The sequence below is a fragment of the Pseudomonas sp. LBUM1676 genome, from assembly GCF_059695605.1.
This window is the reverse complement of the sequence record NZ_CP166777.1, coordinates 4,156,636-4,171,146: the sequence shown is the minus strand read 5'-3', so window position 1 is coordinate 4,171,146 and position 14,511 is coordinate 4,156,636. Positions and strand designations below refer to the sequence as shown.

Genomic DNA, 14,511 nt, shown 5'->3' with positions numbered 1-14,511 from the left:
ATCAATCATTGCTAGCCAAAAATCTTGCACAGGATGTGCTCAACGCAATGCTTCGATTCGGCGCACGTTTAAGCGGCGTCTACCGCGTCCCGGTAATACGCCTTCAGCGTATCGATGAATTCCTCAGCCAGTCGAGTGCGCGTTTGTGCGCTGGGCCAGATCACATAGGTCGGAAAGAGAATATCCGGCCTGAACGGTCTGATCACGATGTCCCGATGCCGATAATCCTTGGCGACCAACGGATGGGCGAGGGTGATGCCCATGCCGAGCGCGACCATCTCGCAGTTGATCGCGCTGTACTGCGCCTCGACAGCCATCACCCGCTCGACGCCTGCCTGCTCGAACAACCCATCCACCAGCGAGCGTGTGCCATCGCCATGACAGAGCGAAATGAACGCTTGCCCTTCGAGGTCGGTGAAGGTGATCTGCGAGCGCTCCGCCAGCGGGTGTGAGCGAGGCAGCACGCACACGGCCGCTATTTCGGCGAGCAACTCGACCTGTTGGCTGTTGACGTCGCCGGGATGCACCACGATGCCGATGTCGCAGAACTGCGATTTGACCCATTGCTCCACGGTGGGCGAGGAGTTCACGTGCAACGACACCGTGAGTTCCGGGCGGGTATCGGTGAAGTGCTTGATCACCCCCGGCAGCACGCTCATGCCGGTCGAGGGCACGGCGGCCACGCGCAAGCGTCCGGTGCCCAGGTTGCGGATGTTCTTCGCCGAATGCTTGAGGCTGTCTAGGCCGACATAGGCGCGTTCCACTTCATGGAAAAACGCCTGGCCCTCCTGGGTCGGGATCAGCCGCACGCCCGCGCGCTTGAACAGGGTCAGCCCGGTGCTCAGTTCCAGCTGTGCGATCAGCCGGCTGACATTGGGCTGGGAGGTGTACAGCACTTCGGCCGCCGCAGTCATGGAGCCCAAGCGCATGACGCTGCGGAATGCTTCTATCTGCCTGAGGTTCATGCCGACCTTCCATATCAAATATGAATAGCTAACCCGGATATTGTGATTTGACCATATGGATAGTGCCTCGCAATACTCCAGACCAGCAACCCATAGCGCACATGAAGATGCGCCATCCCGTGATGTATTCGCCGGGAACATGCAGCGCGCTGCATGGCTTCGATTGACGCCGAAGCAACTGACGCATTGTTCGATCTGCCCCACGCACTTCGGAGATAGTCTGTGAATAACCATAACCCGACCTTGATTACGCCGCCGTTTCGCCCCCTGACCCGCATTGCCACTGCTGTCGCTGTCGCCCTTGTCGGGCTGGGCAGTGGCGCTGCCTTCGCCGAGCCGACGCTGTATGTCGCCGGTGTCGGCGGATCCACCGAACAGATGTATAAGACCAAAGTCATCCCCGCGTTCGAGAAGCAGCACAACGTCAAGGTGGTGTACGTCGCCGGCAACTCCACCGAAACCCTGGCCAAGCTGCAGGCGCAGAAAGGGCGTCAGCAAATCAATGTGGCGATGATGGACGACGGGCCGATGTACCAGGCGCTGCAACTGGGGCTGTGTGAAAAACTCAGCGACGCGCCGGTCTACAAAGACCTCTATCCGCTGGCGCGACTCAGCCCTGAAGCCACCGGGGTCGGGGTGGTCGCCACGGGCATCGGTTACAACGAAGAAGCGTTCAAGAAGCGTGGCTGGGCAGCGCCGGACTCCTGGGAAAACCTCACGGATCCGCGCTACAAGCAACTGCTGGGCATGCCGCCGGTGACCAACACCTACGGCTTGCACACCCTGGTGGAAATGGCCCGCTTGCGCGGCGGTGGCGAAAAGAATATCGACCCCGGCTTCAAGGCGCTCAAAGACGAAATCGGCCCCAACGTCCTGGCCTGGGTGTCGGCACCGGGTGAGATGGACGGCATGATGCAGAACGGCGACGTGGTCATGGCGGTGTATGGCAGCGGTCGTGCGGTGGCGTTGCAGGGCACCGGTTTTCCACTCAAGTTCATCTACCCGAAAGAGGGCGGCATCGCCCTGCAGATCGCCGCCTGCGGCATCACCCCCAACGCGCAGCCCGAGCTGTCGCAGCAATTCATCCAGTACGTGTTGTCGCCTGAAGTGCAGACCATCCAGGCCCGGGAAAACGGCTTCGCCCCGGTCAACCAGACCGTCAAGCTCACGCCGGATATCGCCGCGCGCATGCCCTATGGCCCGGAGAAGGTCAACGCGTTGATCAAGGTCGATTGGGACACGATCAACCAGCAGCGCAGCGAGTGGACGACGCGCTGGAACCGCACGGTCGAACGCTAGCCGCGCACTGGCTCCGATCCTTCCCGACCTCATTCTGGAGACGCAGGCCCGTGCCTGCGTGGCAAGCCCATGGCATTTCTCACCCTTGAAGGCATCGTCAAGACCTATGGCAGTTTCAGGGCCATCGACGGCTTGAACCTGGAAGTCCGGCACGGCGAATTCATCGCCTTGCTCGGGCCTTCCGGCTGCGGCAAGACCACCACCCTGCAATCCATCGCCGGTTTCGTCCAGCCCACCGAAGGGCGCATCGTCCTTGATGGCCGCGACATCACCCACGTGCGTCCCGAGCAGCGCGGCCTGGGCATCGTCTTTCAAAGCTACGCGCTGTTCCCGCACATGACCGTGGCGCAAAACATCAGTTTTGGCCTGGAGATGCGCGGCGTGCCCAAGGCCGAACGCAGCAAGCGCATCGATGAAGCGCTGGGCCTGGTGCGCCTCGACGGCCTGGGCGAGCGGTATCCGAAAGCGCTGTCCGGCGGACAACGGCAGCGGGTCGCGATTGCCCGGGCCCTGGCGATCCGGCCGAACCTGTTGCTGCTCGACGAACCCATGTCCAACCTCGACGCCAAGTTGCGCGAAGAAATGCACATCGAGTTGCGGGCGATTCAGCGCGACCTGGGCATCACAACGATTCTGGTGACCCACGATCAGGTCGAGGCGATGACCATGAGCGACCGCATCGCGGTGATGCAAAAAGGTCGCATCGTGCAGATCGACACCCCTTACGAAGCGTACGAACGCCCGCACTCACCGTTCGCCTCGGCGTTCCTGGGCAAGACCAACGCCTTCGCCGGCGCGGTGCAGACCCGCAACGATCGGTGCTGTCATGTGCAGGTCAAGGACACGATGTTGCACGTGCCCCATGAAGATCGCTCTCTGGGCAACGACGTCAACGTCTACATCCGCCCGGAAAAAATCCGCCTGACCCAGGCAGGCGCGGGCCGTTTGAACGGACGCATCCGCTTGCGGGTGTTTCTTGGAAATCTGTGGTTGATCGCGGTGGAAACCAGCTTCGGCCTGGTACACATGACCCAGCCCAACCTGGGCACGCCACCACCCGATGAAGACAGCGAAATCGGCCTGGACTGGTCCGACGATGACCTGCGCCTGTTGGATCGGGAGGTCGCCCATGGCCAGGTATGATGCCGAACACGTCGGTGCCGCACCCTGGTTGCTGAGCGGCCCGGCGTTGCTGGTGTTCGTCGCGCTGCTGCTGGTGCCGCTGCTGTTGACCGCAGTGCTGTCGCTCAACCTGTTCAGCGACACCGAAGGCGTGTTGCCGGTCTACAGCCTCGGCAATTACCTGGAGGTGTTCAAGGACGACTATTTCCACGAAATCTTCCTGCGCACCGGCGCCATGGCGCTGGCTGTCACGGTGCTCTGTGTGCTGCTCGGGGTCCCGGAGACCATCATCATTGCGCGCATGGCGCCGCGCTGGCGTTCGTTGTTCCTGCTGGTGGTGCTGGGGCCGCTGCTGATCTCGGTGGTGGTGCGCACCCTCGGCTGGGCGATCCTGCTGGGCAACAACGGCCTGATCAACGATGCCTTGCAGGCGTTGGGGATTACCGATCAGCCGGTGAAGATGCTGTTCACCCAGGTCGGGGTGGTCATCGCCCTGACCCATGTGCTGGTGCCGTTCATGGTGATTGCCGTGTGGGCCACCTTGCAGCGCCTGGACCTGCAAGTGGAATGGGCCGGGCTGTCCCTCGGCGCATCGCGCCTGACGGTGTTCCGCCGCATCATCCTGCCGCAGATCATGCCCGGCATTCTCTCCGGCTCGATCATCGTCTTCGCCCTGGCGGCATCAGCCTTCGCGACCCCGGCGATCATCGGTGGCCGACGACTGAAAGTGGTGGCGACGGCGGCCTACGACGAATTCCTCGGCACCCTCAACTGGCCCCTCGGTGCCGCCATCGCGATGCTCCTGCTGGTTGCCAACCTGATCATCATCCTGGGTTGCAGCAAGCTGGCCGAGCGCCGATTCAAGCAAGTCTTCGAGTAAACCGCCATGCACAAGAACGGATTTTTCTCGCTGCTGTTTCATTTGCTGTTCGTCACGTTCATCGTCGCGCCGCTGCTGGTGGTGATGGCGATGGCGTTCACCGACAAGGGTTACCTGTCGCTGCCCACCGACGGCTTGTCGTTGCGCTGGTTCCGGGCACTGCTGGAGAACCAGGAGATGCTCGACGCGTTTTTCCTGTCGCTCAAACTGGGCCTGGTCTCGGCCACCGTCGCCACGTTGCTGGCCGTCCCGGCGGCACTGGCGATCAGCCGTTACGAGTTTCCGGGGCGTGGCGCCCTGACCGGTTTCCTGCTGTCGCCGCTGATGATTCCCTCCGTGGTGCTGGGCATTGCGTTCCTGCGGTTTTTCTCCATGGCGCAGATTGGCGGGTCATTCTGGGCGCTGAGCATTACTCATGTGATCGTGGTGTTGCCCTATGCCTTGCGCCTGACGCTGGCCTCGACCATCGGCCTGGAGCGCGACATCGAACAGGCTGCCCTGTCGCTCGGCGCACGGCGTTGGACCGCCTTTCACCGGGTGGTCCTGCCACGGATCCGCACCGGCGTTATCGGCGGCTGGATGCTGGCCTTCATCCAGAGCTTCGACGAACTGACCATGACCGTGTTCGTCGCCACCCCCGGTACTACGACCTTGCCGGTGGCCATGTACAACCAGATTTCCCAGACCATCGATCCGTTGATCACCGCGGTCTCCACGGTGCTGATCGTCGGCACCCTGCTGTTGATGCTGGTGCTGGATCGCATGGTCGGGCTGGATCGGGTACTGATCGGAGAAGGCAAATGAGCCAGGACAGACTCAAGGTCGTGCAATCGGACGTGATTGTAATCGGCGGCGGACTGGTGGGGACGGCGGTGGCCTATGGCTTGGCCCGCAGCGGAGTCGACACGGTGGTGCTCGATCAGGGCGACGATGCGTTTCGTGCCTCGCGGGGCAATTTCGGCCTGGTCTGGGTCCAGGGCAAAGGCCATGACGTGCCGGATTATGCGCGCTGGACACGCTCCTCGGCGAGTCGCTGGCCGGCGTTCGCGCAAGCACTGATGGCCGACAGCGGGGTCGACGTGCAGCTCAAGCAACCGGGTGGTTTTCACCCGTGCTTCAGCGACGAAGAACTGCTGGAGCGCCAGTCGCGACTGCAGACCTTGCAGGACGCCCTGGGCGATTACCCGTACGAGATGCTGGACGCCGCCGAAGTCAAAGCGCGCCTGCCGCTGATCGGCCCTAAAGTGATCGGCGCCAGCTATACGCCCCAGGACGGCCACGTCAATCCATTGAAGCTGCTGCGGGCTTTGCACACCTCGGCGCAGGCCAAGGGCGCGCAACTGCATGGCAACGTGCAGGTCGATCGCATCGACTGTGCCCCCGGCGAGTTTCGGGTCAAGGCCGGGCAGCGTTGCTTTGTCGCGCCACGGATCGTCCTGGCCGCCGGGCTGGGCAATGCGGCGCTGGCGCGGCAGGTCGGGCTGTATGCCCCGGTGGCGCCCAATCGCGGACAGGTGTTGATCAGCGAGCGGGTCCGACCCTTTCTCGATTACCCGACCCTCAACGTCCGCCAGACCGACGAAGGCACCGTGCAGCTTGGCGATTCGATGGAGGAGGTGGGCTTCGACGACGGCACCTCCACCGAGGTGTTGGCCGCCATCGCCAGGCGCGGTGTGGCGACCTTTCCCTTGCTGCGCGATGTGCGGCTGGTGCGGGCCTGGGGTGCATTGCGGGTGCTGAGCCCGGACGGTTTGCCCATCTACCAGCAATCCGGCGCGCACCCTGGGGCCTTCGTGGTCACCTGCCACAGCGGCGTGACCCTGGCGGCCGCCCATGCCCTGCGCATCGCGCCGTGGATCATGGGCGGGGCGCGACCTGATGAGCTGGAGGTGTTTTCCGGTGATCGTTTTCTAACTGACAAGGTGTTTTCACATGCGCACTGATCCGCTGTTTCAACCGGTCTCCAGTGAAGCCAGGGCGACGCGGACGGTGAGCCTGACCTTCAACGAACAACCATTGAACGTGCCCGCCGGCATCAGTGTCGCCGCTGCCTTGCTGATGTCCGGCATCAACCGCTTTCGCGCCACACCGGTCAGCGAATCGCCCCGTGCCCCCTACTGCATGATGGGCGTGTGCTTCGAGTGCCTGGTGGACATCGACGGCGTCCCCAACCGCCAAAGCTGCCTGATCGAAGTGGCTGACGGCATGCGCATCCGCTCCCAGGAAGGGGCCCGGGATTTGATCTATCAACCGATGAATGTCCAGGCCGTGGAGGTGCAGTCATGAACCATGAAAGCGTCGATGTGGTGGTGATTGGTGCGGGCGCGGCCGGCATGGCGGCGGCGACGCAGATGGCCGGGCTCGGCTTGCAGGTGGTGTTGCTGGATGAGCAGGGCAGTCCGGGTGGGCAGATCTATCGCGGCATCACCTTGGCGCCGCTGTCCCGCCGGGATCTGCTGGGACCGGATTATGCCCACGGCAATCAACTGGCCCAGGCCCTGGCCTCCTCGAAGGTGCGCTATGAAAAAGGCGCATCGGTGTGGCAGGTGACCCGGGAGCATCAGGTCAGCTACCTGCGCGAGGGTGGTCTGTACACGCTGGACGCCAGGGCCGTGTTGCTGGCGACCGGTGCCATGGAGCGTCCGTTTCCGATTGCCGGCTGGACCTTGCCCGGAGTGATGAGCGCCGGCGCGGCGCAGATCCTGCTGAAAAGCTCAGGCCTGGCGCCGAGCGAACCGGTGGTCCTGGCCGGTTGTGGTCCGCTCCTGTATTTGCTCGGCTGGCAGTACCTGCGCGCGGGTGTGACGATCAAGGCCCTGGTCGACACCACGCGGCCCGAAGATTACTGGCGTGCCCGCCGTCACCTGTTTGCCGCTTTGCGCGCCTGGCCCTATTTGCGCAAGGGGCTGGAATTGATGCGCAGCCTGCGCAGCGCCGGAATCGCTCATTACACGGGGGCCGAGCACCTGGCGGTCGAGGGCGAAGAGGCGGCCCGGGCCCTGACCTTCAGCGCGTCCGGCAAGGCGCAGCGCATCGACACCCGCTGCGTGCTGCTGCACCAGGGCGTGGTGCCGAATATCCAGTTCAGCCAGGCGTTGCGCGCACGTCACGAATGGGACCTGGATCAGCTGTGTTTCCGGCCGGTCACCGATCCCTGGGGCGAACTCGATGTGCCGGGTGTCTACGTTGCCGGCGACGGTGCCGGCATCGGTGGCGCCCAGGCAGCGGCAGTACAGGGGCAACTGGCGGCGCTGGGGATTGCCGCCCGGCTCAAGAGCATCGGCACCGCTGAGCGTGATGACCAGGCGCGACCGTTGCGCGTGCACCTGGAGGCCAACCTGCGAATTCGGCCGTTTCTTGACACGCTGTATCAGCCGAAAGAACAAAACCGCATTCCGGCCGACGAGGTGATGGTCTGCCGCTGCGAAGAAGTGACGGCGGGTGATCTGCGCAGCTTCGTCGCCCTGGGTTGCGCAGGGCCGAATCAGGCCAAGTCGTTCGGGCGTTGCGGCATGGGGCCGTGCCAGGGGCGCATGTGCGGCCTGACCGTGACCGAAGTCATCGCCAAGGCCCGCGGCGTGTCGGCGGCGGAGGTGGGCTATTACCGCATTCGTCCGCCAATCAAGCCCATCACCCTGGGAGAACTGGCCGGTGAGTGAGTCGAGCAAGCGCCAGGCTGACGTGCTGGTGATCGGCGGCGGCATCCATGGCCTGAGCACCGCGTTGCACCTGGCGCAAGCCGGGGTCCAGGTGATCGTCCTGGAAGCGGAGTATTGCGGGCGCCATGCCTCCGGTGTCAATGCCGGTGGCGTGCGCACCCTGGGCCGCCACCTGGCGGAAATTCCCTTGGCGCTGGCGTCGCGGGATCTGTGGCATGACCTGCGCAATACCCTGGGCGACGACGGCGGTTTTGTCCCCAGCGGCCAGCTCAAACTGGCGGAGAGCCTGGCCGATCTGGAGGAATGCCGGCAACGGGTCGAGCAGCTTCAGGCCCTGGGTTTCAACCACGAAGTGTTGGTCGATCAACAACAGGTGTTCGACACAGTGCCGACCGTGTCACGGCATGTGACGGGCGGCATCTGGGTCAAGGACGATGGTTACGCAGTGCCTTTCAAGACCGTCACCGCGTTTCGCCTGGCCGCGCAAAAACGCGGCGTGCAGATTCACGAAAACACCCCGGCGCAACGGATCGAACAGACAGGTACCCAGTGGCGGGTGAGCACACCCACAGGCAGCTTCAGCGCTGAGCACCTGGTGGTGACGGCGGGCGCCTGGGCCGGAGGACTGGCGGCGCAGATCGGCGAGCCGGTGCCCGTGCATCCCGAGGGCCTGATGCTGATGGTCACCCATCGTGTCGCGCCTTTCTGCGCCCCGGTGCTGGGCGCCACGAGCAGAGCACTGTCGTTCAAACAGTTCGCCAATGGTACGGTGGTGATCGGCGGCAAGCTGGTCGGCTCGCTGGATTTTCTGGCGCGCCATGGCGAAGTCGAGATGGAACGACTGGGCAGCAGCGCACGCACGGTCACCGACTTGTTCCCGCACTTGCGACACTTGGGCGTCAATCGAGTCTGGGCCGGCGTGGAAGCCTTCACCGCCGATGACCTGCCGGTGATTGGCGCCAGTCGCAAAGCCAGTAACCTGAGTTACTCATTCGGTTTTTGTGGCAGCGGCTTTCAGATGGGCCCCGGCACCGGTAAACGGCTGGCCCAACACATTCTTGGCGAACATTCGGACATTTCCCTGGAACCGTTCGCCATCGACCGATTCAAACGGGCGGCCAGCGCGTCGCCTGGATCTTTTCAATCCGCTACAACCATCGCGCACCCCTAAGGAGTTCACATGCTGGAAATCAAACGCATCGAAACCAATCAACGCATGAGCCGCGTCGTTCAATGCAACGGCTTCACCTTTCTCGGCGGCCAGACGGCCACCGACCGCACCCAGGACATCAAGGGCCAGACCGCCCAGGTGTTGGCCAAGATCGACAATTTCCTGGCCCAGGCCGGCCTGGACAAAACCCGTATCCTCACCGCGCAAGTCTGGCTGGCGGACATCCAGGCCGACTTCGCCGGCATGAACGAAGTGTGGGACGCCTGGGCGCCTGAAGGCCAGGCGCCTGCCCGGGCCACTGTGGAGTCGCGCCTGGCCGCGCCGGACCTGCTGGTGGAAATCACCGTGGTTGCGGCGGGCTGATCGCTAATCGTCGATGGAGTGGACCGGGTGTACCGGTCGACTCCAGGTTGGAAAATGATGATTTATCGCCATTCTTGAAGCGAGAAGCTCAAGCGACTCACAGCGAACCAAGCGCCCGATGCAGCCCCGGGCGTTTGGTTCATACAGAATTGTTCACTGCACCCGGTCAGTTGATGACGAAACCCGCCCCCACCGGATCATTCCGCTCGATGACCCAACGCGATGTGCCCAGGATGCTGGCGGTGCCCTTGACGGTCGGGCGCACCGCGCGGGTGCCGTTGAGGTCGACTTCGCCGAGCAGGCAGCCTTCAAAGGTGCCGCTGCCCAGCAGCCCTTCGGACAGGATGGGTTGGTTCAGGCCCAGTTTGCCCCGGGCCTCGAACATGGCCATCATCGCGCTGGTGCCCGTGCCGCCGGGAGAGCGGTCGAGCTGGCCGGCGCTGAAGACGTGGACGTTCTTGTAGAACGCGCCTTCGATGGTCGCCGGGTGCCAGAAGGTGATGAAGTTGAGGTCGTTGATATGCGCCTCGGTGGGATGCTGGATCTTCAGCTGCCGGTTGATCTGGTCACGCGCCAGCAGGCCCAGGCGCGACAGTTCGCTGCCGTTGTCCGGGCTGATGCGCAAGGCGCAATCGGTCAGGTCGATGATGCCGAAGTAGTTGCCGCCCCAGACCAGGTCGGCCTTGAGGTCGCCATAGCCGGGAAGGCTGATCGGGATGTCCTGGGCGGCGACGTAGGCCGGTACGTTTTCGAAACGGGTCCAGAGCACGTTGTCACCTTCCGACGCCACTTCGGCCACCACCAGGCCGGCGGTGGTTTCAAAACGGATTTTGGTGATGCCATCGGCGCCGCGCGGCACCAGGCCCTGGGCGACCATCGCCATGCTCACGGCAATGGTGCCGTGGCCGCACATGTGCGAATACACGCTGCCGTCCATGTAGATCAGCCCGGCGTCGAACTCGCTGCTCGAAGGCGGGGTGAGGAACACTCCGAACATGTCTTTATGGCCGCGCGGTTCCTGCATCAATGCCTTGCGCAGCCAGTCATAGTTCTGCTCGAGAAAGGCCCGCTTGGCCAGGATGCTGGAGCCGGCGGGGTAGGGAATGCCGCTGTGGACGATGCACAGTGGTTCGCCTTCGGTATGGGTATAGATGACATCGAACGTGTCTTGCATGCGCATGACTGAACTCCTGGCTTACGGGATGTGTGAGGGGCGGTTATTTGCGTTCTGACAACAGGTCCAGACCAATGCAAAGATCCAGAATGATCACCGCTAGCACCACGACGATGATGGTGGCGCCGGAGGCCGCGGCGATGGTCGGGTCGACGGTGTACTGCACGTAGTTGAAGAGCTTCACCGGGATGGTGTTCAGGTCCGGCGTGGTGTTGAAGATCGACAGCTCGACGTTGATCCATGACGAGATGAAGGCAAAGATCGACCCGGTCACGATCCCCGGCCGGATCTGCGGCAGCACTACCAGAAAGAAGGTGGCCCAAGGGGTGCCGCCCAGATCGCTCGAGGCTTCTTCCAGGGCGCGCTGCTCCGGGGTCAGCATCGACAGCACCGAACGCAGCACGAACGGCGAGATGATGATGGTGTGACCAATGAGCAACGCCATGAAGCTGCGGGTCAAGCCGAAGTAGCCGCCAAACTGCAAGAGCGCCGCCCCCAGCACGATGTGCGGAAACACCAGCGGTGAAGTCAGGGCGGCGAGGATCGTGCCTTTGCCGGGAAAGTCGTAGCGTGCCATCGCCAGGGCCGCCGGTACGCTCAGCAGCACGGCGACAAAAGTGGCGACCAGGGCGAGCACGGTGCTGGTGGCGAAGGACGCCACATAGCTGGGGTCACTGAGCATCTTGGCGTACCAGTCCAGCGTCCAGCCCTGTGGCGGGAAGGCCAGGAATGACGTGGCGGTCACGGAGACGCCGAGGATGACCACCAGTGGCAGCAGCATGTAGCCCAGCACGGCCCAGGCCACCAGCCTGATCAGTAATTTAGTGATCATTGGTTGCTCCCCCGAATGCTGCCGGCCCGTCCGGCCAGCCCGACCATGACCAGGGTAAAGATCAGCAGCACGACGCTCAGCGCACCGCCGTAGTTGAAGTCGAAGACCGAACTGTACTGCTGGAAAATCAGCATCGAGAGCACGGAGATCCGTCCCCCGGACAGCAGGGCCGGCGTCACGTAGGCGCTCGCCGCCAGGGTGAAAACCATGATCGAGCCGGAGATGATGCCGGGCATGGTCAGCGGCAGCACCACATGGAAAAAGGTCGCGCGGGGGCTGGCGCCGAGATCCTCCGAGGCCTGTTCGAAAGCCGGGTCGACCTGGGCCAAGGCGTTGCCGGCCGCGAGTACGATGAACGGCAGGAGGATGTACACCATGCCGATCAGGATCCCGAGTTCGGTGCCCAGGAAACGCACGGGCGTATCGATCAGGCCGGTTTCCAGCAGACTCTGGTTGACCAGGCCCTTGCGCCCCAGCAGCACCATCCAGCCGAACGAGCGCACGATATTGCTGGTGAACATCGGCACCACCAGCAGAATCACGCAGGCACGGCGCCACGCCCGCCATTTCACGACCCGCACCAGGTACCAGGCCAGCGGATAACCGAGCAGCAACGAGATCAAGGTAGTCAGCGCGGCGATGCGGAAGGTCACCAGAATCACATCCCAGTGGTATTGGTCGCCCAGCACCCTGACGTAGTGCTCCAGGGTGAACGCCTGATCAGCACCCTTGGTCAGGCTGGCGAAAATCACCACGGCAAAAGGCGCGAGAAAGAACGCCGTGAAAAAGGCCAGGGCGCCGAAGAGCATCAGCGACGGGGCGAGGACCGGGCGTTTCATACCGGCTCTCCGATCAGGTGCAAATGCGCGGGATTGAAGCCCAGGCGCACGCTGCTGCCGGTAATCAGCCCGGCTTGGGGGAACCCCATGGTACGCGCCACGATCGGTTGCCCGTCGATCAGCGAGTGCACCAGGGTATGACTGCCCACCGTGACGATGTCGGTCACTGTGCCGTTGATTTCACAGCAGCTGGCGCTCGGCGGGCTCGAGGCATCCAGCACCTGCAAATGTTCGGGACGCAGCACCGCAACCCCGTGAGGCAGGAGATCTTTTGCGGCACTCGAAATGGGGGTATGAGCGATCCCCAGGCGAATCTCACCGCTGTCGCTGGCCTGATAGCCGATCAGGTTGGCCTCGCCGATGAAGTCGGCGACGAAACGCGAAGCGGGGGCGCTGTAGATTTCACTGCTGGCGCCGACCTGTTCGATACGTCCGGCATTCATCACCACGATTCGGTCGGCGATGGTCATCGCTTCTTCCTGGTCGTGGGTGACGAAAATGAAGGCGATTCCGAGCTTGGCCTGAAGGTGCTTGAGCTCCAGTTGCATGCGCTTGCGCAGTTTCATGTCCAGGGCCGAGAGCGGCTCGTCGAGCAACAGCAGTTTCGGTTGATTGACGATGGCGCGAGCCAGGGCCACCCGCTGTTGTTGCCCGCCGGACAAGCCGCGGGGGAAACGCTCTTCCAGGGCTTGCAGGCCGACCATGGTCAGTGCCTCGCGGGCCTTGAGCCGGGCTTCCGTGCGATTGACACCCTGGCGCCGCGGTCCGTAGGCGACGTTTTCCAGCACGGTCATGTGCGGGAACAGGGCGTAGTTCTGGAACACGGTATTGAGAGGCCGGCGGTAGGGAGGCAAGCGACTCACATCCTGGCCATCGATGGCGATGCTGCCCGAATCAGGCTGCATGAAACCGGCGATCGAGCGCAGCAGGGTGGTCTTGCCACAGCCGCTGGGGCCGAGCAGCACGATGAATTCGCCCTGCTCGATGTCCAGGTGGATGTTGTCCAGCGCCTGGAACGGGCCGAAGCTTTTGCAGACGCTGTCGATGCTCAACAAAACTGACATTGCAGACCTCGTGAGCTAGTTTTTGGCGGTGACTTTGCGGTTCCAGTCGTTGGTGACGCTGGCACGCTGCGCGTTGATCTGGCCCCAGTCGAACAGACGCAGGTTGTCGATCGAACCGCCCACGCCCCATGGCAGCTTGCGGGCCACGTCATCCGCGACCTCGACACCTTTGACCGCCGGCCCCAGGTAGAGCTTGCCGGCCAGGCAGGACGCCGCTTCTTTGGTCAACGCGGTATTGATGAACTGCTCGCCGGCCTTGCTGTTTTTGGCCCCCTTGATCAGGTGCAGGCGCGCATCGGTGGCCCAGGCACCTTCCTTGGGAATGGTGAAACCAATGGGCGCACCCTTGTCGATCAAGTCCCAGGCGCCGACGTTGAAGTGCGCGCCGATGATCGCCTCGCCACTCTGAAAGGCATTGGTGGCCGCACCCGAGCTGTCGAAGAACAGCGCGGTGTCCAGCGCGCCCAGCTTGGTGTAGAGCGGTTCCAGGTTGGCCCGGTCGATGCCCCAGACATCAGCCATGAAGAACACGAAGGGCACCCCGGAAGAGTTGGCGGGCGAGGGCAGGGCAATGGCACCGGCAAACTCCGGCTTCCAGAGGTCTTTCCAGCTGGTGGGCGCTTCCTTGATTTCCTTGGTGTTGTACGTCAGGCCAAGGGAATAGAAACCGCTGCTGACGGCGAAGGTATGGCCGGCATCGGTGTAGATCGCTTTTTCCTGCACGTTCTTGAGGTTGGGGATGGCTGCCGGATCGAGATCGGCGACGACCCCGGCGGCATAGGCCAATTCACTGATGCCACCGTCCATCCAGGCGACATCGATCGTCGGGCTGGATTTCTGTTGCTGGAGTTTGGCCAGGGTGGTGGTCGAAGTGCCGACCTCGGCTGCCACCGCAATCCCGGTCGCTTGCGTGAAAGGTTCTGCAACACATTTGAGGAACGCCTCGCCCCAGTTACCGCCATACAACGCAACGGTCAGCTTTTGCTGTTCAGCCATGACGGCCGATGAGGAGATGCAGCCGGTAACTAAAAGAGCAACGGTGATTTGCTTACCTGTCTTCAGTTTCATCGTGAGTCCTCTTGGGGCGTTGTTGGACTGTTCCCCTTGTCTGAATCTTGCTCGTATCGTCGATGCGAGCGCTTG

At 63.0% G+C, this 14,511-nt stretch carries 15 protein-coding genes; 9 read left to right on the top strand and 6 right to left on the bottom strand.

The features are described from left to right. Positions 1-68: 68 nt before the first annotated feature. Positions 69-965 carry a LysR substrate-binding domain-containing protein gene (locus tag ACA041_RS19350; protein ID WP_497435914.1) on the bottom strand — a complete coding sequence of 299 codons (897 nt, stop codon included), beginning with the start codon at positions 963-965 and terminating at the stop codon, positions 69-71. 222 nt (positions 966-1,187) lie between these two features. On the opposite strand from ACA041_RS19350, the gene ACA041_RS19345 reads away from it, so the two are divergent. The 9 genes from ACA041_RS19345 (at position 1,188) to ACA041_RS19305 (ending at position 9,459) form a co-directional block, all read left to right on the top strand. Then, positions 1,188-2,264 carry an ABC transporter substrate-binding protein gene (locus ACA041_RS19345; protein ID WP_497435910.1) on the top strand — a complete coding sequence of 359 codons (1,077 nt, stop codon included), beginning with the start codon at positions 1,188-1,190 and terminating at the stop codon, positions 2,262-2,264. 69 nt (positions 2,265-2,333) lie between these two features. Further along, a complete protein-coding gene (locus ACA041_RS19340; RefSeq protein WP_497435905.1) occupies positions 2,334-3,407 on the top strand; it encodes an ABC transporter ATP-binding protein in 1,074 nt (357 codons plus the stop codon). Further along, on the top strand, positions 3,394-4,266 hold the full coding sequence (locus ACA041_RS19335) for an ABC transporter permease (RefSeq protein ID WP_497435901.1): 873 nt from the start codon (positions 3,394-3,396) through the stop codon (positions 4,264-4,266). The genes ACA041_RS19340 and ACA041_RS19335 overlap by 14 nt, the downstream gene beginning before the upstream one ends. A gap of 6 nt (positions 4,267-4,272) precedes the next feature. Further along, positions 4,273-5,070, top strand: coding sequence for an ABC transporter permease (locus ACA041_RS19330; RefSeq protein ID WP_497435897.1), 798 nt, complete (start codon positions 4,273-4,275; stop codon positions 5,068-5,070). After that, entirely contained in the window at positions 5,067-6,209 is a 1,143-nt protein-coding gene (locus ACA041_RS19325; protein WP_497435893.1) for an NAD(P)/FAD-dependent oxidoreductase, read from the top strand. Before ACA041_RS19330 ends, ACA041_RS19325 begins: the two co-directional genes overlap by 4 nt. Further along, positions 6,199-6,552, top strand: a complete 354-nt coding sequence (locus ACA041_RS19320; RefSeq protein WP_497435888.1) for a (2Fe-2S)-binding protein — start codon at positions 6,199-6,201, stop codon at positions 6,550-6,552. Before ACA041_RS19325 ends, ACA041_RS19320 begins: the two co-directional genes overlap by 11 nt. Next, the gene (locus ACA041_RS19315) at positions 6,549-7,925 is read left to right on the top strand and encodes an FAD/NAD(P)-dependent oxidoreductase (protein ID WP_497435886.1); all 1,377 of its coding nucleotides are present in this window, start codon (positions 6,549-6,551) and stop codon (positions 7,923-7,925) included. The genes ACA041_RS19320 and ACA041_RS19315 overlap by 4 nt, the downstream gene beginning before the upstream one ends. Next, a complete protein-coding gene (locus tag ACA041_RS19310; protein ID WP_497435880.1) occupies positions 7,918-9,096 on the top strand; it encodes an NAD(P)/FAD-dependent oxidoreductase in 1,179 nt (392 codons plus the stop codon). Before ACA041_RS19315 ends, ACA041_RS19310 begins: the two co-directional genes overlap by 8 nt. 12 nt (positions 9,097-9,108) lie before the next feature. Further along, positions 9,109-9,459 (top strand): RidA family protein, encoded by a 351-nt coding sequence (locus tag ACA041_RS19305; protein WP_497442120.1) that lies wholly within the window; start codon positions 9,109-9,111, stop codon positions 9,457-9,459. 166 nt (positions 9,460-9,625) lie between these two features. Here the strand turns inward: ACA041_RS19305 and ACA041_RS19300 are convergent, their stop codons facing one another. Genes ACA041_RS19300 through ACA041_RS19280 form a run of 5 tightly spaced genes read right to left on the bottom strand, consistent with a single transcriptional unit; the run spans position 9,626 to position 14,436 of the window. Then, positions 9,626-10,639, bottom strand: a complete 1,014-nt coding sequence (locus ACA041_RS19300; RefSeq protein ID WP_497435877.1) for a proline racemase family protein — start codon at positions 10,637-10,639, stop codon at positions 9,626-9,628. Between the two features lie 37 nt (positions 10,640-10,676). Continuing rightward, on the bottom strand, positions 10,677-11,465 hold the full coding sequence (locus tag ACA041_RS19295) for an ABC transporter permease (protein WP_497435874.1): 789 nt from the start codon (positions 11,463-11,465) through the stop codon (positions 10,677-10,679). Beyond that, positions 11,462-12,304, bottom strand: coding sequence for an ABC transporter permease (locus ACA041_RS19290; protein WP_497435871.1), 843 nt, complete (start codon positions 12,302-12,304; stop codon positions 11,462-11,464). The genes ACA041_RS19295 and ACA041_RS19290 overlap by 4 nt, the downstream gene beginning before the upstream one ends. Beyond that, complete coding sequence (locus tag ACA041_RS19285) at positions 12,301-13,368, bottom strand: ABC transporter ATP-binding protein (RefSeq protein ID WP_497435868.1); 1,068 nt, start codon at positions 13,366-13,368, stop codon at positions 12,301-12,303. The genes ACA041_RS19290 and ACA041_RS19285 overlap by 4 nt, the downstream gene beginning before the upstream one ends. 15 nt (positions 13,369-13,383) lie before the next feature. Next, positions 13,384-14,436 carry an ABC transporter substrate-binding protein gene (locus ACA041_RS19280; RefSeq protein WP_497435866.1) on the bottom strand — a complete coding sequence of 351 codons (1,053 nt, stop codon included), beginning with the start codon at positions 14,434-14,436 and terminating at the stop codon, positions 13,384-13,386. Between the last annotated feature and the right edge of the window lie 75 nt (positions 14,437-14,511).